The sequence below is a fragment of the Streptomyces sp. A5-4 genome (genome assembly GCF_051131715.1).
Taxonomy (GTDB): Bacteria; Actinomycetota; Actinomycetes; order Streptomycetales; family Streptomycetaceae; genus Streptomyces.
Genome location: NZ_CP178591.1, coordinates 1,048,337 through 1,067,050 on the forward strand (window position 1 = coordinate 1,048,337; position 18,714 = coordinate 1,067,050).

General features: G+C 70.1%; 17 protein-coding genes. 1 reads left to right on the forward strand and 16 read right to left on the reverse strand.

The window, feature by feature from the left end:
- Positions 1–96 precede the first annotated feature (96 nt).
- The 14 genes from ACLLJJ_RS04785 to pyrR form a co-directional block, all read right to left on the reverse strand.
- Positions 97–2,247 (reverse strand): primosomal protein N', encoded by a 2,151-nt coding sequence (locus ACLLJJ_RS04785; RefSeq protein ID WP_434588001.1) that lies wholly within the window; start codon positions 2,245–2,247, stop codon positions 97–99.
- A gap of 122 nt (positions 2,248–2,369) precedes the next feature.
- Positions 2,370–3,578 (reverse strand): methionine adenosyltransferase, encoded by a 1,209-nt coding sequence (gene metK / locus ACLLJJ_RS04790; protein ID WP_434588002.1) that lies wholly within the window; start codon positions 3,576–3,578, stop codon positions 2,370–2,372.
- A gap of 259 nt (positions 3,579–3,837) precedes the next feature.
- Positions 3,838–5,040, reverse strand: coding sequence for a bifunctional phosphopantothenoylcysteine decarboxylase/phosphopantothenate--cysteine ligase CoaBC (coaBC, locus tag ACLLJJ_RS04795; protein ID WP_434588003.1), 1,203 nt, complete (start codon positions 5,038–5,040; stop codon positions 3,838–3,840).
- 134 nt (positions 5,041–5,174) lie between these two features.
- Complete coding sequence (gene rpoZ / locus ACLLJJ_RS04800; RefSeq protein ID WP_028814064.1) at positions 5,175–5,447, reverse strand: DNA-directed RNA polymerase subunit omega; 273 nt, start codon at positions 5,445–5,447, stop codon at positions 5,175–5,177.
- Positions 5,448–5,476: 29 nt separating this feature from the next.
- The gene (gmk, locus tag ACLLJJ_RS04805) at positions 5,477–6,070 is read right to left on the reverse strand and encodes a guanylate kinase (protein WP_434588004.1); all 594 of its coding nucleotides are present in this window, start codon (positions 6,068–6,070) and stop codon (positions 5,477–5,479) included.
- A 39-nt stretch (positions 6,071–6,109) separates the two neighbouring features.
- Positions 6,110–6,433: an integration host factor gene (locus tag ACLLJJ_RS04810; RefSeq protein ID WP_434588005.1), complete on the reverse strand. Its 324-nt coding sequence runs from the start codon at positions 6,431–6,433 to the stop codon at positions 6,110–6,112.
- Between the two features lie 291 nt (positions 6,434–6,724).
- Positions 6,725–7,600, reverse strand: a complete 876-nt coding sequence (gene pyrF / locus ACLLJJ_RS04815; RefSeq protein WP_434588006.1) for an orotidine-5'-phosphate decarboxylase — start codon at positions 7,598–7,600, stop codon at positions 6,725–6,727.
- Positions 7,597–8,706, reverse strand: coding sequence for a quinone-dependent dihydroorotate dehydrogenase (locus ACLLJJ_RS04820; RefSeq protein WP_434588007.1), 1,110 nt, complete (start codon positions 8,704–8,706; stop codon positions 7,597–7,599). The genes pyrF and ACLLJJ_RS04820 overlap by 4 nt, the downstream gene beginning before the upstream one ends.
- Positions 8,707–8,814: 108 nt before the next feature.
- On the reverse strand, positions 8,815–12,126 hold the full coding sequence (carB, locus tag ACLLJJ_RS04825; protein WP_434588008.1) for a carbamoyl-phosphate synthase large subunit: 3,312 nt from the start codon (positions 12,124–12,126) through the stop codon (positions 8,815–8,817).
- Positions 12,119–13,270 (reverse strand): glutamine-hydrolyzing carbamoyl-phosphate synthase small subunit, encoded by a 1,152-nt coding sequence (carA, locus tag ACLLJJ_RS04830; protein ID WP_434588009.1) that lies wholly within the window; start codon positions 13,268–13,270, stop codon positions 12,119–12,121. Before carA ends, carB begins: the two co-directional genes overlap by 8 nt.
- Positions 13,267–13,851, reverse strand: a complete 585-nt coding sequence (locus ACLLJJ_RS04835) for a hypothetical protein (protein ID WP_434588010.1) — start codon at positions 13,849–13,851, stop codon at positions 13,267–13,269. The genes carA and ACLLJJ_RS04835 overlap by 4 nt, the downstream gene beginning before the upstream one ends.
- Positions 13,848–15,134: a dihydroorotase gene (locus ACLLJJ_RS04840; protein WP_434588011.1), complete on the reverse strand. Its 1,287-nt coding sequence runs from the start codon at positions 15,132–15,134 to the stop codon at positions 13,848–13,850. Before ACLLJJ_RS04840 ends, ACLLJJ_RS04835 begins: the two co-directional genes overlap by 4 nt.
- A 2-nt stretch (positions 15,135–15,136) precedes the next feature.
- Positions 15,137–16,120 (reverse strand): aspartate carbamoyltransferase catalytic subunit, encoded by a 984-nt coding sequence (locus tag ACLLJJ_RS04845; RefSeq protein WP_434588012.1) that lies wholly within the window; start codon positions 16,118–16,120, stop codon positions 15,137–15,139.
- A gap of 94 nt (positions 16,121–16,214) precedes the next feature.
- Entirely contained in the window at positions 16,215–16,790 is a 576-nt protein-coding gene (pyrR, locus tag ACLLJJ_RS04850; RefSeq protein WP_434588013.1) for a bifunctional pyr operon transcriptional regulator/uracil phosphoribosyltransferase PyrR, read from the reverse strand.
- A 197-nt stretch (positions 16,791–16,987) separates the two neighbouring features.
- Between pyrR and bldD the strand changes: the two genes are divergently transcribed.
- Positions 16,988–17,488: a transcriptional regulator BldD gene (gene bldD / locus ACLLJJ_RS04855; protein WP_283520629.1), complete on the forward strand. Its 501-nt coding sequence runs from the start codon at positions 16,988–16,990 to the stop codon at positions 17,486–17,488.
- 200 nt (positions 17,489–17,688) lie between these two features.
- Here bldD and nusB read toward each other — a convergent pair whose 3' ends face one another.
- Entirely contained in the window at positions 17,689–18,126 is a 438-nt protein-coding gene (nusB, locus tag ACLLJJ_RS04860) for a transcription antitermination factor NusB (protein ID WP_434588014.1), read from the reverse strand.
- Between the two features lie 2 nt (positions 18,127–18,128).
- On the reverse strand, positions 18,129–18,695 hold the full coding sequence (efp, locus tag ACLLJJ_RS04865; RefSeq protein ID WP_283520631.1) for an elongation factor P: 567 nt from the start codon (positions 18,693–18,695) through the stop codon (positions 18,129–18,131).
- Between the last annotated feature and the right edge of the window lie 19 nt (positions 18,696–18,714).

Sequence of the window (18,714 nt, forward strand, 5' to 3'; positions counted from 1 at the left end):
CCACGTACAACGGGACGGCCAAGGCCGCCGGCGGGTAGGGGACAGCGCCGCAGGCACCCCGGGCCCGCACCCACTCCGCACCCCGCGCCCGCCCCCTCACCCGATGTCCGGCGGGTCGACCCTGATCCGCACGGGCTCCCCGCCGCCCCGCGCCGTCCGCCCCGCCTGGGCCGACTTGAGCGCCGCAGCGAGCGCAGCCCCGCTCCCCCGCGGCACCCGCAGCAGAACCCGCTCCCAGTGCTCCCCCGTCGGCGGATCCCCGGGCCTGCGCGGCCTGCCGGGATCGGGGGCCGCGATGGGGACGGGCCCCAGCAGTTCCACATCCGCCGGCAGCTCCGCCGCGGCCACGAACGCCGCCAGCGCCTCCGCCCGCCCGCTCACCGCGGCCATCCGCGACACCGGCGGAAAACCCAGCTCGGCCCGCTCCGCCAGCTCCCGCAACGCGTGCCCGACCGGATCCCACCGCACCAGCGCCTGCACGGGCCGCAGCGTCGGTTCGGCGACGATGACCACGGTGCCGCCCTCGCTCTGGCTCCTGACCAGCGACGCCGCGGCGATCCAGCGCCGCAGCGCCTCCTCGCCCGCCCGCAGGTCCGGACGGCCGAGCATCGCCCACCCGTCGAGCAGCAGCGCCGCCGCGTACCCTCCGTCGGCGACCGGCTCCGCCCCCGGCGTGCTCACGACGAGCGCGGGCTGACCCGGCACGGTGTCCAGGACATGGTCGCGCCCGGACGTACGCACCGGCACCGCGGGAAACGCCCGCCCCAGCTCCTCGGCGGTCCTGCGGGCGCCGACGACCTGCGCGCGCAGCCGCCTGCCCCCGCACTCGGAGCAGTGCCAGCCGGTCGACCCGCGCCCGCACCACCCGCACATCAGGTCCCGCTCGTCCGGCGCCTCCAGCGGCCCCGAGCAGTGCGCGCACCGCGCCGGTGTACGGCACCGCTCGCAGGCCAGCCGGGGGACATACCCGCGCCGCGGCACCTGCACCAGGACCGGGCCGCTCTTGAGCCCTTCCCGTACGGTCTGCCAGGCGAGGCTGGGCAGCCGCGCGGCCCGCGCCGCCTCGTCCCGCGCCAGCTCGGCGTCGCCCACCGTCCGCACCAGCGGCGCCGCGGCACGCACCCGCTCGCGGTCGGCGACGAGCGGCAGCGCCCAGCCGCTCTCGACGAGCTGGGCCGCCTCCACGGTGCAGCTCGTACCACCCAGCAGGAACGCGCACTTGTCGTACGTGGCCCGCAGTTGAAGCACCTCGCGCGCGTGCGGCAGGGGGGCGTGCAGCTCGCTGTGGCTGGAGTCCCCGTCGTCCCAGATGACGACGAGTCCCATGTCCCGCACCGGCGCGAACATCGCGGCCCGCGTCCCGACCACGGCCCGCACCGCACCGCGCCGCACCGCGAGCCACTGCCGGTAGCGCTTCTCCGGCCCGGCGTCGGCGGTGAGCAGCGCGTGCCGCCCCTCGCCGAGCAGCTCGGTCAGGGCCGCGTCCACGCGCGCCGCGCTGCGCCCGTCCCCCACGACGATCAGCGCCCCCCGCCCGGAGGCCAGCGTCGCGGCGACGGCCCGTGCGATCTCCTCGGCCCAGTGCGCCCCGGGCAGCGCCGTCCACACCGCCCGCGGCGCGCCGCCCTGCCCCAGCGCCTCCAGGAACGCGGCGCCCTTCGCATACCGCCCCCAGGTGCCCGGCTCGGGCATCGCGGGCGCCGGCAACGGCTCCGGCGAGGCCTTCCCCTCGGCTCTGGCGTTGCGCGGCGGCACGGCCAGCTGCAGTACGTCGGCCAGGCTCCCCGCGTAACGGTCGGCCACCGCACGGGCCAGCCCCAACAGCTCCGCACTCAGCACGGGCTCCGGCGACACCACACCGGCGAGCGCCGCGAGAGCCCCCTGATAGTCGGAGTCGGCGCGCCGCTCGACGAGAAACCCGTCGATCAGCCCCCCACCCTCCCGCCGCCCGTCCCGCACCTGATGCGCCCCGGCCCCGAACCGCACCCGCACCCGCACCCCCGGCTGCGCGTCGGCGTCCAGCTCCTCGGGCACGGCGTAGTCGAAGTACTGATCGAGATGCAGCACGCCCTTGTTCACCACGACGCGCGCCACCGGCAACTCCTTGGCCAGCGCGGCCCCCCGCCACGTCCGCGGCTTGGCCCGCGGCACCTTCGCCCGGCGCACAGTCTCCCGAATGAGCGCAAGCTGCTCCGGCGCCCCGGCCACGGCCGGGGCCTCTTCGGGCTGCTCGTTTTCGCTGCTCACAGCCAAATTCCTACCAGACCGCACTGACAGACCAGGGACCCGCCGCCACGCACACGGCCCCGGACCAGTGCGGTCCGGGGCCGTGCCGACACATGAAGACCGGCGGGGCGGGTCGGGGCTGGTTACAGGCCCGCGGCCTCGCGCAGCGCGTCCACCCGGTCCGTGCGCTCCCAGGTGAAGTCCGGGAGCTCGCGGCCGAAGTGGCCGTACGCCGCGGTCTGCGCGTAGATCGGGCGCAGCAGGTCGAGGTCGCGGATGATCGCGGCCGGGCGGAGGTCGAAGACCGTGCCGATCGCGTGCTCGATCTTCTCGCTGTCGACCGTGGCCGTGCCGAAGGTCTCCACGAAGAGGCCGACCGGCTCGGCCTTGCCGATCGCGTAGGCGACCTGGACCTCGCAGCGCGCGGCGAGACCCGCGGCCACCACGTTCTTGGCGACCCAGCGCATCGCGTACGCGGCCGAGCGGTCCACCTTCGACGGGTCCTTGCCCGAGAAGGCGCCGCCGCCGTGCCGGGCCATGCCGCCGTACGTGTCGATGATGATCTTGCGGCCGGTGAGACCGGCGTCGCCCATCGGGCCGCCGATCTCGAAGCGGCCGGTCGGGTTGACCAGCAGGCGGTAGCCCTCGGTGTCCAGCTTGATGCCGTCCTCGATGAGCTGACCCAGCACGTGCTCGACGACGAACTCACGGATGTCGGGCGAGAGCAGTGAGTCCAGGTCGATGTCCGAGGCGTGCTGCGAGGAGACGACAACCGTGTCGAGGCGGACCGCCTTGTCGCCGTCGTACTCGATGGTGACCTGGGTCTTGCCGTCGGGGCGCAGGTACGGGATGGTCCCGTTCTTGCGGACCTCGGACAGCCGGCGCGAGAGCCGGTGCGCCAGGTGGATCGGCAGGGGCATCAGCTCGGGCGTCTCGTCGCAGGCGTACCCGAACATCAGGCCCTGGTCGCCGGCGCCCTGCTTGTCGAGCTCGTCCTCGTCGCCCTCGACCCGCTTCTCGTACGCCGTGTCGACGCCCTGCGCGATGTCGGCGGACTGCGAGCCGATGGACACCGACACGCCGCAGGAGGCGCCGTCGAAACCCTTCTTCGAGGAGTCGTAACCGATTTCGAGGATCTTGTTACGGACGAGCGTGGGGATGTCGGCCCAGGCCTTGGTGGTGACCTCGCCGGCCACATGCACCAGGCCGGTAGTGATCAAGGTCTCCACGGCGACCCGGGAAGCCGGGTCCTCCCGCAGAAGCGCGTCAAGAATCGTGTCGCTGATCTGGTCAGCGATCTTGTCGGGGTGACCTTCGGTCACAGACTCCGAAGTGAACAGACGACGGGACACAACGCTCCCTGGGGTTGCAGCGGCTGCTGGCTCATCATTGGCGGACCGGCCGGGAGCTGCGCCCGGCGTCGGTCCTGGACCAGTTTATCGGTCCCTTCCGACAACCGGACCACGTGTCTCGCTCCGTGGGAGCCTGTGATCTGCGGCACTGCATTGTGCAGCAAGACCATCGCCTCCCACCAGAGGCCGAAAAGTCGAGTTTCCCCGGGTTTTCGGCCACGGCGGCGCTCGTCCCGAGTCCGTCGGGCCACACCGAGATTTAACCGAGCCGACTTGTCACCAAATCCCAGACCGTGTCGGCCAAGGCCTCCTTGGGTCCGTACGGCACCAGCGTCTCGCCCCCGTCCGCAGCGAGCACGACGGCTTCGTTCTGCTCCGAGCCGAAGGTCTTACGCTCCCCCACCTCATTGACAACGAGCAGGTCACAGCCCTTGCGCTGAAGCTTTTCGCGGGCGTTGGCCAGCACATTGTCGGTCTCCGCGGCGAAGCCGACGACCACCTGTCCCGGCCTGGCACGCTCCGCCGAAACCTCGGCGAGAATGTCCGGATTACGGACCAGCTCGACAGCTGCCGGCTCCTGGCCGTCCTTCTTCTTGATTTTGCCTTCGGCGTACGCCGAAGGACGGAAATCGGCCACCGCCGCCGCCATCACCACCACGTCGGCGTCCGCCGCGGCCTTGAGCACGGCCTCGCGCAGCTGCAACGCCGTCCCGATCCGGACGATGTCGGCGCCGGCCGGGTCGGGCAGGCCGGTGTTGGCCTCGATGAGCGTGACCCGGGCGCCGCGCGCGACGGCCGTACGGGCCAGGGCGTACCCCTGCTTGCCGGAGGAGCGGTTGCCCAGGTAGCGCACGGGGTCGAGCGGCTCGCGCGTACCGCCCGCGCTGATCACGACGTGCCGGCCGGCCAGGTCGGGCTCGCGGACACCGCGCGCCAGCACCCGACGGCAGACCTCGAAGATCTCGCCCGGGTCGGGCAGCCGGCCCTTGCCGGTGTCCACGCCCGTGAGCCGGCCGACCGCGGGTTCGATGACGAGCGCACCCCGGCGGCGCAGCGTATCGACGTTCTTCCGGGTGGCCGGGTGCTCCCACATCTCGGTGTGCATCGCGGGCGCGAAGATCACCGGACAGCGGGCGGTCAGCAGCGTATTGGTCAGCAGGTCGTCGGCGAGGCCGTGCGCCGCCTTGGCCAGCAGGTCGGCGGTGGCGGGGGCCACCACGACCAGGTCGGCGGACTGTCCGATGCGCACGTGCGGGACCTGGTGGACCGTGTCCCAGACCTCGGTCGAGACCGGGTTGCCCGAGAGCGCCGACCAGGTGGCTCCACCCACGAAGTGCAGGGACGCCGCGGTCGGCACGACCCGTACGTCATGTCCGGACTCGGTCAGCCGTCGCAGCAGTTCGCACGCCTTGTACGCGGCGATTCCCCCGCTGACCCCCAGCACGACCTTCGGCTTGTCCACTGCGTCTCCCAAACGGCCGGCAACCGGTAACTGATGCCACCAGGACCGACGTCCTGTGACACGTCACATGACACACCACAGGCCCGGCAGTCGCGCTGCCGGGCCTGTGGTGAAAATTATTCCTGCGCCTGGTGCTACTGAGCGGGGCCCTCAATGGCCTCGGAGGTCAGCAGACCCGCGTTGATCTCGCGCAGGGCGATCGAGAGCGGCTTCTCGTGGACGTGAGTGTCCACCAGAGGACCGACGTACTCGAGCAGACCCTCACCGAGCTGCGAGTAGTACGCATTGATCTGACGCGCACGCTTGGCCGCGTAGATCACGAGGCTGTACTTCGAGTCCGTAGCCTCGAGCAGCTCGTCGATCGGCGGGTTGATGATGCCCTCGGGCGTGGAAATGGAAGAGGACACGCTCTACCTTCCGAAAAAGTGGACAGAGATCAAGCAACTTCCATCAACGTTAGCAGCTCGCGCGCCACGTCCTCGACGGAGGTGTTGACAAGGGTCGTATCGAACTCCGCCTCGGCGGCGAGTTCGATCTTGGCGGCGGCCAGCCGACGCTCGATGACGTCGGACGACTCGGTGCCGCGGCCGGTCAGCCTGCGCACCAGCTCGTCCCAGCTGGGCGGGGCCAGGAAGACCAGCCGGGCCTCCGGCATCGACTCGCGGACCAGGCGTGCGCCTTGGAGGTCGATCTCCAGGAGCACGGCCTCACCCGCGTCGATCCGGTCGCTCACAGCACGCCGGGGCGTGCCGTACCGGTTGCCCGCGAACTCGGCCCACTCCAGCAGTTCGCCGTTGGCGATCAGCTTGTCGAACTCGTCGTCACTGACGAAGAAATACTGAATGCCGTGACGCTCGCCGGGGCGCGGTTTGCGTGTGGTGGCCGACACCGAGAGCCAGACCTCGGGGTGGACCTTGCGCATATGGGCGACGACCGTGCTCTTGCCGACCCCGGAAGGGCCGGAGAGCACGGTCAGCCGCGGACGTACGTCCGGGGGTACGGGGGGCGTCCCCCGGGATGTTGCAGCCATGGAGCTGATTATCCAGCTTCTCGGGAGTGCCCGAGAACGTCAGGCGCCGCCGCCGCCGAACTCACGCTCCAAAGAGGCGATCTGATTGGACCCGAGGCCGCGCACACGACGGCTCTCGGAGATCCCCAGACGCTCCATGATCTGCTTGGCGCGGACCTTGCCCACGCCGGGCAGTGACTCGAGAAGGGCCGAGACCTTCATCTTGCCGATGACATCGTTCTCCCGACCCTGCTTGATGACCTCATGGAGCGAGGCACCGGAGTGCTTGAGTCGATTCTTGACCTCGGCCCGCTCCCGGCGAGCCGCGGCGGCCTTTTCGAGCGCGGCTGCGCGCTGTTCAGGGGTAAGGGGCGGAAGAGCCACGCCTACGTCACCTCGGATGTCGAACTGTCGGATACGGACCGGTGAGGAAGCTGGTCGCCCCACACCGGGGCGAGCAACGCACAACGGAGTTGTGCGTTTGCTCTCGACGGAGACTAGCGGCCAGGACCGCTCCAGTCAGCGAGAACAGACGAAAAGTCCTGGTCAGCCTCCACCGGTTGGGATATTTCGGTCATATCACCCCGCTTTTGGGTCAGGAATCCGTCAACACGGTTCGGGTGACCCGCTCCAAGGCCACCACAACCCGGCGACAGCCACCCGAAGGGCCGCTCCTCACGCCCCCGAGACCGCCGCCCGCACCTCGTCGGCGAAGCGGGAAGCGGACTCCCGCAGTCCGGCCACGTCCGGGCCGTGGCGCAGTACGCCGCGGCTCACACTCGGGACGACATTGCCGACGGCGGACCCGAAGACACCCGGCAGATCGGCCGGGGTCGCGCCCTGAGCGCCGATGCCGGGCGCCAGCAGCGGGCCGTTGACGGCGAGGTCGACGCCCGCGTCGCCGAGGGTCGCGCCGACCACCGCGCCGACCGAGCCCAGGGGCGTGGCGCCCGCGTTCTCGGCCGCCATGTGGTCGAGCATCACCTGCGCGAGCGAGCGCCCGTCGGCCACCGTCGCACGCTGGACCTCCGCGCCCTCCGGGTTGGAGGTCAGGGCGAGCACGAAGACACCCGCTCCGCTGACCCGCGCCGCGTCCAGCGCCGGGCGCAGCGATCCGAAGCCCAGGTAGGGCGAGACGGTGACCGCGTCGCTGAAGAGCGGCGAGTCCTTGTCGAGGTACGTCGCCGCGTACGCGGCCATGGTCGAGCCGATGTCGCCGCGCTTGGCGTCCATCAGCACCAGCGCGCCGGCCGCCCGCGCCTCCTCGACCGCCTTCTCCAGGACCGCGATGCCGCGCGAGCCGAAGCGCTCGTAGAAGGCCGACTGCGGCTTGAGCACGGCGACCCGGTCGGCCAGCGCGTCGACGACCGTGCGGGTGAAGGCCGTCAGGCCGGCGATGTCGTCGCCCAGGCCCCACGCGTGGAGCAGCGAGGCGTGCGGGTCGATGCCGACGCAGAGCGGGCCGCGGGTGTCCATGGCGTGGCGCAGGCGCGTACCGAAGGTCTCGACGGCACCGGGGGAACCGGCGGTCCCTGGGGATTCCACGGTCATCGGGCGGCCTTCCTCGTCCCGGCGCCGACGGCGTCCGCGAGGGTGGCGTACGGGCTGTTGGCGAGGCGCGCGGCCAGGCCCTTGTGGACGGCGCGGCCCCAGAACGGGCCCTCGTAGACGAAGGCGCTGTAGCCCTGGACGAGCGTGGCGCCCGCCAGGATGCGCTGCCAGGCGTCCTCGGCGTTCTCGATGCCGCCGACGCCCACCAGGGTGATCCGGTCGCCCACGCGCGCGTACAGGCGGGTCAGGACCTCCAGGGAGCGCTCCTTGACGGGCGCTCCGGACAGTCCACCGGTCTCCTTGACCAGGGCCGGGTCCGACTTCAGGCCGAGGCCGTCGCGGGCGATGGTGGTGTTGGTGGCGATGATGCCGTCCAGCCCGAGCTCCAGGGCCAGGTCGGCGACCGCGTCGACGTCCTCGTTAGCCAGGTCGGGCGCGATCTTCACGAGGAGCGGGACGCGCCGGCCGGTGACGGTGCGGTCGGCGGCCTCGCGCACGGCGCTGAGCAGCGGGCGCAGCGCCTCGGTGGCCTGGAGGTTGCGCAGGCCGGGTGTGTTCGGGGAGGAGACATTGACCACGAGGTAGTCGGCGTGGGCGGCCAGCCGCTCGGTGGAGGTGACGTAGTCGCCGATGGCCTCCTCCTCCGCGACGGCCTTGGTCTTACCGATGTTGACGCCGACGGTGGTCGTGAAGACGGGCCTGCGGGTACCCAGGCGCTCCGCGACGACCTCGGAGCCCTCGTTGTTGAACCCCATGCGGTTGATGAGCGCACGGTCCTTCACGAGCCGGAAGAGGCGCTTCTTGGGGTTGCCCGGCTGCGGCTGGGCGGTGACCGTACCGATCTCGATGTGGTCGAAGCCGAGCATCGACATCCCGTCGATCGCCACGGCGTTCTTGTCGAAGCCGGCGGCGAGGCCGAAGGGGCCGTGCATGCGCAGGCCGAATGCCTCGGTGCGCAGTTCCTCGTAGCGGGGCGCGAGGGCGGCAGCGACGAAGGTGCGCAGGACCGGGACGCGGGCGGCCAGCCGGATCCAGCGGAAGGCCAGGTAGTGGGCCTGCTCGGGGTCCATGCGCCGGAAGACGAGGTTGAAGAAGAGTTTGTACATGGGCTGCGGGTGCCTTCTGAACGAGGGGCGGGAGGGGGTCATGAGGCAGAAGCTCATGAAGGGGGCTCATGAAGAGGGGGACACCGACCGGTGTCCCCCTCGTTCGCCCTATTCCGCGCGAGCCGCGGTCAGGTGTTCGGCGTGTTCCTGGAGGGAACGGACGCCGACGTCGCCGCGGTTGAGTGCGTCGATGCCCTGGACGGCGGCGGCGAGCGCCTGGACCGTCGTCAGGCACGGGACGCCGCGCGCCACGGCCGCCGTGCGGATCTCGTAGCCGTCGAGTCGGCCGCCCGTGCCGTACGGCGTGTTGATGATGAGGTCGACCTCGCCGTCGTGGATGAGCTGGACGATGGTCTTCTCGCCGTTCGGGCCCTCGCCCTCGCTCAGCTTGCGCACCACCGTGGCATTGATGCCGTTGCGGCGCAGCACCTCGGCGGTGCCCGAGGTGGCGAGCAGCTCGAAGCCGTGCGCGACGAGCTCACGGGCCGGGAAGATCATCGTGCGCTTGTCGCGGTTGGCGACCGAGATGAACGTGCGGCCCTTGGTGGGCAACGGGCCGTACGCTCCGGCCTGCGACTTGGCGTATGCCGTGCCGAAGACCGAGTCGATGCCCATGACCTCGCCGGTGGAGCGCATCTCCGGACCGAGCACGGTGTCGACGCCGCGTCCGTGCATGTCGCGGAAGCGACTCCACGGCATCACGGCCTCCTTGACGGAGATCGGCGCGTCCGGCGGCAGGGTGCCGCCGTCGCCGGTCCTCGGCAGCAGCCCCTCGGCGCGCAGTTCCGCGACGGTGGCGCCCAGCGAGATGCGGGCGGCGGCCTTCGCGAGCGGCACCGCGGTCGCCTTCGAGGTGAAGGGGACGGTACGTGAGGCGCGCGGGTTGGCCTCCAGGACGTAGAGGATGTCGCCGGCCAGTGCGAACTGGATGTTGATCAGTCCGCGGACGCCGACGCCCTTGGCGATGGCCTCCGTGGAGATCCGCAGCCGCTTGATGTCGAAGCCGCCGAGGGTGATCGGGGGCAGCGCGCAGGCGGAGTCGCCGGAGTGGATGCCGGCTTCCTCGATGTGCTCCATGACGCCACCGAGGTAGAGCTCGGTGCCGTCGTAGAGCGCGTCGACGTCGATCTCGATCGCGTCGTCGAGGAACCGGTCGACCAGGACCGGCCGGTCGGGGCCGATCTCGGTGGACTCGGAGATGTACGAGGAGAGCCGGGTCTCGTCGTACACGATCTCCATGCCGCGCCCGCCCAGCACGTAGGACGGGCGTACGAGCACCGGGTAGCCGATCTCGTCGGCGATGGCCTTGGCCTCGTCGAAGGTCGTCGCGGTGCCGTGCTTGGGCGCGGGCAGACCGGCCTCGTCGAGGACCCGGCCGAACGCGCCGCGGTCCTCGGCGGCGTGGATGGCCTCCGGCGGCGTGCCGACGACCGGTACGCCGTTGTCCTTGAGCGCCTGGGCGAGGCCCAGCGGGGTCTGGCCGCCGAGCTGGACGATGACACCGGCGATCGGCCCCGCGAGGGACTCGGCGTGCACGATCTCCAGTACGTCCTCCAGGGTGAGCGGCTCGAAGTAAAGCCGGTCGGAGGTGTCGTAGTCGGTGGAGACGGTCTCCGGGTTGCAGTTGACCATCACGGTCTCGTAGCCCGCTTCGCTGAGCGCGAAGGAGGCGTGGACGCAGGAGTAGTCGAACTCGATGCCCTGGCCGATACGGTTCGGACCCGAGCCCAGGATGATCACGGCGGGCTTGGTGCGCGGTGCGACCTCGGACTCCTCGTCGTACGAGGAGTAGAAGTACGGGGTGTTCGCGGCGAACTCGGCGGCGCAGGTGTCGACCGTCTTGTAGACCGGGCGTACTCCGAGCGCGTGCCTGACCTCGCGGACGACGTCCTCGCGCAGACCGCGGATCTCGCCGATCTGGGCGTCGGAGAAGCCGTGCCGCTTCGCGTCCGCGAGCAGCTCGGGATCGAGCTTCTCGGCGGCGGCGAGCTCGTCGGCGTGCTCCTTGATCAGGAACATCTGGTCGACGAACCACGGGTCGATCTTCGTGGCGTCGAAGATCTCCTCGGGGGTGGCGCCGGCCCGCATCGCCTGCATGACGGTGTTGATACGCCCGTCGGTGGGGACCTTCGCGGTCTCCAGGAGCGCGACCTTGTCGCCGGGCTCACCGACGAAGGTGAACTGGCTGCCCTTCTTCTCCAGCGAGCGCAGCGCCTTGTTGAGCGCCTCGGTGAAGTTGCGGCCGATCGCCATGGCCTCGCCCACCGACTTCATGGTGGTGGTGAGGGTGGCGTCGGCGGCCGGGAACTTCTCGAAGGCGAAGCGCGGCACCTTGACGACGACGTAGTCGAGGGTGGGCTCGAAGCACGCCGGGGTCTTCTCGGTGATGTCGTTGGGGATCTCGTCCAGCGTGTAGCCAACGGCCAGCCGCGCGGCGATCTTCGCGATCGGGAAGCCCGTGGCCTTCGACGCGAGCGCCGAGGAGCGCGAGACGCGCGGGTTCATCTCGATGACGATGATCCGGCCGTCTTCGGGGTTGACGGCGAACTGGATGTTGCAGCCGCCGGTGTCGACGCCGACCTCGCGGATGATCGCGATGCCCACGTCGCGCAGCCGCTGGTACTCGCGGTCGGTCAGCGTCATCGCCGGGGCGACGGTGATGGAGTCGCCGGTGTGCACGCCCATCGGGTCGAAGTTCTCGATGGAGCAGACGACCACGACGTTGTCGTTCTTGTCGCGCATCAGCTCCAGCTCGTACTCCTTCCAGCCGAGGATGGACTCCTCCAGGAGGACCTCGGTGGTCGGCGAGAGCATCAGGCCCTGTCCGGCGATGCGGCGCAGTTCCTCCTCGTCGTGCGCGAAGCCGGAGCCGGCGCCGCCCATGGTGAAGGAGGGGCGGACGACGACGGGGTAGCCGCCGAGCGTCTCGACGCCGCCGATGATGTCGTCCATGGTGTGGCAGATGACCGAGCGGGCGGACTCGCCGTGGCCGATCTTGGCGTGCACGGCCTCGACGACGCCCTTGAAGAGCTGGCGGTCCTCGCCCTTGTTGATGGCCTCGACGTTGGCGCCGATGAGCTCGACGCCGTACTTCTCCAGCACACCCTGCTCGTGCATGGAGATCGCGGTGTTGAGCGCGGTCTGGCCGCCGAGGGTCGGCAGCAGCGCGTCGGGGCGCTCCTTGGCGATGATCTTCTCGACGAACTCCGGGGTGATCGGCTCGACGTAGGTCGCGTCGGCGATCTCCGGGTCGGTCATGATCGTCGCCGGGTTGGAGTTGACCAGGATGACCCGCAGGCCCTCGGCCTTCAGGATGCGGCAGGCCTGGGTGCCGGAGTAGTCGAACTCCGCGGCCTGGCCGATGACGATCGGTCCTGAACCGATGACCAGGACGGACTGGATATCGGTGCGCTTAGGCACGCTGGTCCTCCATCTGGGCTGTGTTCATCAAAGACGTGAAGCGGTCGAACAGGTACGCGGCGTCGTGCGGACCCGCTGCTGCCTCGGGGTGGTACTGGACGCTGAAGGCCGGCTGGTCGAGCAGTCGAAGGCCCTCCACCACGTTGTCGTTGAGGCAGACGTGGGAGACCTCCGCGCGACCGAAGGGGGTGTCGGAGATCTTGTCGAGCGGGGCGTCGACGGCGAATCCGTGGTTGTGCGCGGTGATCTCGACCTTGCCGGTGGAACGGTCCTTCACCGGCTGGTTGATGCCGCGGTGACCGTACTTGAGCTTGTACGTGCCGAAGCCGAGCGCGCGGCCCAGGATCTGGTTGCCGAAGCAGATGCCGAAGAGCGGGGTCCTGCGCTCCAGGACCGCCTTGACGACCGTGAGGTCGACGGTGGCGGGGTCGCCGGGACCGTTGGAGAGGAAAACGCCGTCGGGGCCGACCGCGTACACCTCCTCGACCGTGGCGGTGGAGGGCAGCACGTGCACCTCGATGCCGCGCTGGGCCATCCGGTGCGGGGTCATGCCCTTGATGCCGAGGTCGATGGCGGCGACGGTGAACTTCTTCGCACCGATCGCGGGGACGACGTACGCCTCCTTGGTGGCGACCTCGGCGGCCAGGTCGGCGCCCGTCATCTCGGGGGCCTGCTGGACGCGGGCGAGCAGCGTGGCCTCGTCGGCGAGCGCGTCGCCGGAGAAGATGCCGACGCGCATGGCGCCGCGCTCGCGCAGGTGGCGGGTGAGGGCGCGGGTGTCGATGCCGCTGATGCCCACGACGCCCTGGCCGACCAGCTCCTCGTCGAGGGAGCGGCGCGAGCGCCAGTTGGACGGGATGCGGGCGGGGTCGCGCACGACGTAACCGGCGACCCAGATCCTCCCCGACTCGTCGTCCTCGTCGTTGACTCCGGTGTTGCCGATGTGCGGGGCCGTCATCACGACGACCTGGCGGTGGTACGACGGGTCCGTGAGGGTTTCCTGGTAGCCGGTCATGCCGGTGTTGAACACCGCCTCGCCGAAGGTCTCCCCCACGGCCCCGTAGGCATGGCCGCGGAAGCTGCGACCGTCCTCCAGGACGAGTACGGCGGGAGCCCTGCCGGCTCCCCGGGTGGAGATCGTCATCGTGCGGTGCCTTCCGTTGTGATGCTGTTGGTTTCGCTCATGGTGTTGACCGCCTCGACCCAGGCGGCGTGCTCGGCGGCCCGGTCGGAGCGGAAGCCGGAGTCGATCTGCCGGTCCCCGTGCTGCCAGGTGACGACCAGCAGGCCGCCCTCGGCGAGGACCTTGCCCGCGATGCCCTTGTCGAGACGGGCCTCGCGCAGCGCCGCCGCCGGGACGAAGAAGTCGCTCGCCCCGGGGCGTACGACGTCGAGCCCCTCGTCGGTGAGCGTCAGCTCGACCTTGCTACGGGTGCCGAGACCGTGCGCCACGATCCGGTCGAGCCAGTGCCCGGCGGTCGTCGACCCGTGGTAGCGGCCGCTCATGCTCAGCTTGGCCGCTCCGGGCGATTCGGGCGCGGTGGGCAGCTCGGGCAGGTCCGACTGGAGGGTGCCGCGCCACTTCCAGCCCTGGCGCATCAGCCAATAGACGAGGGTGATGAAGAGCAGCAGCCCGACGACCCACCCCACGCGGGCGGCCCAATCGGTCACTTCGGCCGACTTCTGCTCGGCGGCCTCGGCTGCCAGATGAATGAAAGGTGTCACGCCAGAATCCCGTCAACGACCGTCGCGCGGCCCCTCAGCCAGGTGTGGGTGACGCGTCCCGGCAGCTCACGGCCCTCGTAGGGGGTGTTGCGGCTGCGGGAGGCGAAGCCCGAGGGGTCCACGGTTCCACGGTAAGCCGGATCGACGAGCGTGAGGTTCGCGGGCTCTCCTGCCGAGACGGGGCGGCCGTGACCCTCCAGCCGGCCGATGGCCGCAGGCCGGAAGGACATCCGGTCCGCGACGCCCGCCCAGTCGATCAGGCCGCTGTCCACCATCGTCTGCTGGACGACGGACAGGGCGGTCTCCAGACCGACCATGCCCATGGCGGCCGCGGCCCACTCGCAGTCCTTGTCCTCGTGCGGGTGCGGGGCGTGGTCGGTGGCGACGCAGTCGATGGTCCCGTCGGCGAGTGCCTCGCGCAGGGCCATCACGTCGGCCTCGGTGCGCAGCGGCGGGTTCACCTTGTAGACCGGGTTGTACGTACGGACGAGCTCGTCCGTGAGCAGCAGGTGGTGCGGGGTGACCTCGGCGGTGACGTTCCAGCCCTTGGACTTGGCCCAGCGGACGATCTCCACCGAACCGGCGGTCGAGAGGTGGCAGATGTGCACCCGCGAGTCCACGTGGGCGGCGAGGAGGACATCGCGGGCGATGATCGACTCCTCGGCGACGGACGGCCAGCCGCCGAGGCCCAGCTCCGAGGAGACGATGCCCTCGTTCATCTGGGCACCCTCGGTGAGGCGGGGCTCCTGGGCGTGCTGCGCGACGACACCGTCGAATGCCTTCACGTACTCCAGCGCGCGGCGCATGATCACGGCGTCGTCCACGCACTTGCCGTCGTCGGAGAAGACCTTCACGGCGGCGGCGGAGTCGTGCATGGCGCCGAGCTCCGCGAGCTTCTTGCCCTCAAGACCGACGGTGACGGCGCCGATGGGCTGGACGTCGCAGTAGCCGGACTCCTTGCCGAGGCGCCAGACCTGCTCGACGACGCCCGCGGTGTCGGCGACGGGGAAGGTGTTGGCCATGGCGTGGACGGCCGTGAAGCCGCCGACGGCGGCGGCCTTGGTGCCGGTGAGCACGGTCTCGGAGTCCTCGCGGCCCGGCTCGCGCAGGTGCGTGTGCAGATCGACGAGGCCCGGCAGCAGGACCTTGCCCGCCGCCTCGACGACGGTCGCGTCGCCCGCTTCGATGTGGGCGCCGACCTGGGCGATCGTCTCGCCGTCGATCAGGACGTCCTGCGGCTCGCCGCCCAGGACCTTCGCACCGCGGATCAGGATCTTGCTCATGGTTACTTGTTCTCCTCGGTGCGGGCGTTGGTCGAGATGGCGGGCTCATTGCCGCCCAGAAGCAGATAGAGGACGGCCATCCGGGTGCTGACGCCGTTGGCGACCTGCTCGACGGCCGTGCAGCGGTCGGAGTCCGCGACCTGCGCGGTGATCTCCATGCCGCGGTTCATCGGGCCGGGGTGCATCACGATGGCGTGCTCGGGCATCCGCGCCATCCGGTCGCCGTCCAGGCCGTAGCGGCGCGAGTACTCGCGCTCGGTGGGGAAGAAGGCGGCGTTCATCCGCTCGCGCTGCACACGCAGCATCATGACCGCGTCGGACTTCGGCAGCACCCCGTCGAGGTCGTAGCTGACCTCGCAGGGCCAATTCTCGACGCCGATCGGTACCAGGGTGGGAGGCGCCACGAGCGTCACCTCGGCACCGAGGGTGTGCAGCAGCAGGACATTGGAGCGGGCGACGCGGCTGTGCAGGACGTCGCCGACGATCGTGATGCGACGACCGCCCAGGTCACGCCCTGTGCCCGCGTCGGCGCCGACGAGCCGGCGGCGCATCGTGAAGGCGTCGAGCAGCGCCTGCGTGGGGTGTTCGTGGGTGCCGTCGCCCGCGTTGACGACCGCGCCGTCGATCCAGCCGGAGGTCGCGAGGCGGTAGGGGGCGCCGGAGGCGCCGTGCCGGATGACGACGGCGTCCGCGCCCATGGCCTCCAGCGTCAGCGCGGTGTCCTTCAGCGACTCGCCCTTGGAGACGGACGAGCCCTTCGCGGAGAAGTTGATGACGTCGGCGGAGAGGCGCTTGGCGGCGGCCTCGAAGGAGATGCGGGTACGGGTCGAGTCCTCGAAGAAGAGATTGACGACGGTGCGTCCGCGCAGCGTCGGCAGCTTCTTGATCGGCCGGTCCGCTACCCGGGCCATCTCCTCGGCGGTGTCGAGGATCAGGACGGCGTCGTCGCGGGTGAGGTCGGCGGCCGAGATGAGGTGGCGCTTCATCTGGTGCTCCGTGAGTCGTGGAGGGGCGCGAAAGTGAAGGCGGGCAGGGCGCGGCCGGGTACGGACCCGGTTCTCGGGCCCGTGCGGGAGAGCGCTACTGCTCGCCGACCGGAGCGGTCTGCTTCAGACCGAGCAGCACGGCGTCGCGGCCGTCCTCCTCGGCGAGCTGGACCTTGACCGTCTCCCGCAACGACGTGGGGAGGTTCTTGCCGACGTAGTCGGCGCGGATCGGCAGTTCGCGGTGGCCGCGGTCGACGAGGACCGCCAGCTGTACGGCGCGGGGGCGGCCCATGTCGCCCAGCGCGTCGAGCGCGGCCCGGATCGTACGGCCGGAGAAGAGCACGTCGTCGACGAGGACGACGAGCCGGTCCTCGATGCCCTCATCGGGGATTTCGGTGCGCGCGAGGGCGCGTGCCGGGCCTCTGCGCAGGTCGTCGCGGTACATGGTGATGTCGAGGGAGCCGACCGGTACTTTCCGGCCGGTGATCTCTTCGAGCTTGGCGCCGAGCCGGCGGGCCAGGAAGACACCGCGGGTGGGAATGCCCAGGAGCACCACGTCGTCGGCGCCCTTGGCGCGCTCGACGATCTCGTGGGCGATGCGGGTCAGTACCCGCGCGATGTCGGGGCCCTCAAGAACAGGGCGTGCCTCATCGGAATTCATTGCGTCCATTGAAAAACGGACCCCCTTCTCCGCCTCACAGGACGGATCTTAAAGGACGTCGAAATTGCGTCATCCACAGTACCAGGGCGTTTCCGCGACCTCTTCGGGGGCCCCGGAAAGAACCGGTCCGGACCATTCGGCTTGACGCATCCAAGTAACGCTGCGTAACCTCACAGTGAGTTACCAGTCTTCGTCCGGGGAGCCATATGTCCAGCGAATACGCCAAACAGCTCGGGGCCAAGCTCCGCGCCATCCGCACCCAGCAGGGCCTTTCCCTCCACGGTGTCGAGGAAAAGTCCCAGGGCCGTTGGAAGGCCGTCGTAGTCGGGTCGTACGAGCGCGGCGACCGCGCCGTGACCGTGCAACGCCTCGCCGAGCTGGCGGACTTCTACGGGGTCCCCGTGCAGGAGCTCCTGCCCGGCACGACGCCCGGTGGAGCAGCCGAGCCGCCGCCCAAGCTCCGCCTCGACCTGGAGCGTCTCGCGCACGTCCCGGCGGAGAAGGCCGGCCCGCTCCAGCGGTACGCCGCCACGATCCAGTCGCAGCGCGGCGACTACAACGGCAAGGTGCTGTCGATCCGCCAGGACGACCTGCGCACCCTTGCCGTGATCTACGACCAGTCGCCCTCGGTCCTGACCGAGCAGCTCATCAGCTGGGGCGTGCTGGACTCCGACGCACGCCGTGCGGTCGCTCACGACGACGTCTGATCGGACCCAGCAGAAACGTAACGCCGGGGTCGGCAGTGGCTTTTCGCCTCTGCCGACCCCGGCGTTCCCGCGTCGCCCACGGGCCCGTACGCGAGACGTGGGCACGGCGGGGCCCCGGGACCCGTGGAAGCCATGAAAGGGGCCTGCGACACGCTCTCAGCGTGTCGCAGGCCCCTTTTCGGCCGTCCCCCTGGCGGAAACTATTCGCGGTTCTCGCGGCGCAGGTTCGGCTTGAGGTCCTTGAAACGGCTCAGCATGCCGTTCACAAAGGACGGGGAGTCGTCGGTGGAGAACTCCTTGGCGAGCTGTACCACCTCGTCGATCACCACCGCGTCGGGCGTCTCGTCCACCCACACGAGCTCGAACGCGCCGAGCCGCAGCAGGTTTCGGTCGACGACCGGCATCCGGTCGATCGCCCAGTCCACCGCGTAGGTGGAGATGAGCTCCTCGATACGGTCCGCGTGTTCCGCGTACCCCTCGACGAGCGACATCGTGTACTCGGTCACCGGCGGCTGCCGGTCGTCGGTCCTGGCATGCCGAATCCAGTCCGCGAGGACCGTCTGCACGGACTCACCGCGCTGGTCGGCCTCGAAAAGGATCTGGAAGGCGCGCTTACGCGCCTTGTTCCGGGCAGCCACGGTTAGCTGTTCACCCGGCCGAGGTAGTCGCCCGTACGGGTGTCGACCTTGATCTTCTCACCGGTGGTGATGAAGAGCGGAACGCCGATCTCGTGGCCCGTCTCCAGCTCGGCCGGCTTGGAGCCACCGGTGGAGCGGTCGCCCTGGACGCCGGGCTCGGTGTACTTGATGACCAGCTCGACCGCGGCGGGCAGCTCGATGTAGAGGGGGCTGCCCTCGTACATCGCGACGCTGGCCTCGAAGCCCTCCAGCAGGAAGTTGGAGGCGTCCCCGACAACCTTGGGATCGACGTAGATCTGGTCGTACGTGTCCATGTCCATGAAGACGAAGTTGTCGCCGTCCTTGAACGAGAACTGCATGTCGCGCTTGTCGATGCTGGCCGTCTCGACCTTCACGCCGGCGTTGAAGGTCTTGTCGACCACCTTGCCGGAGAGCACGTTCTTGAGCTTGGTGCGCACGAAGGCAGGGCCCTTGCCGGGCTTGACGTGCTGGAACTCGACGACGGACCAGAGCTGGCCTCCGTCGAGCTTGAGCACCAGGCCGTTCTTGAGGTCGTTCGTGGAAGCCACGGTTGCGGAATCTCCTGGA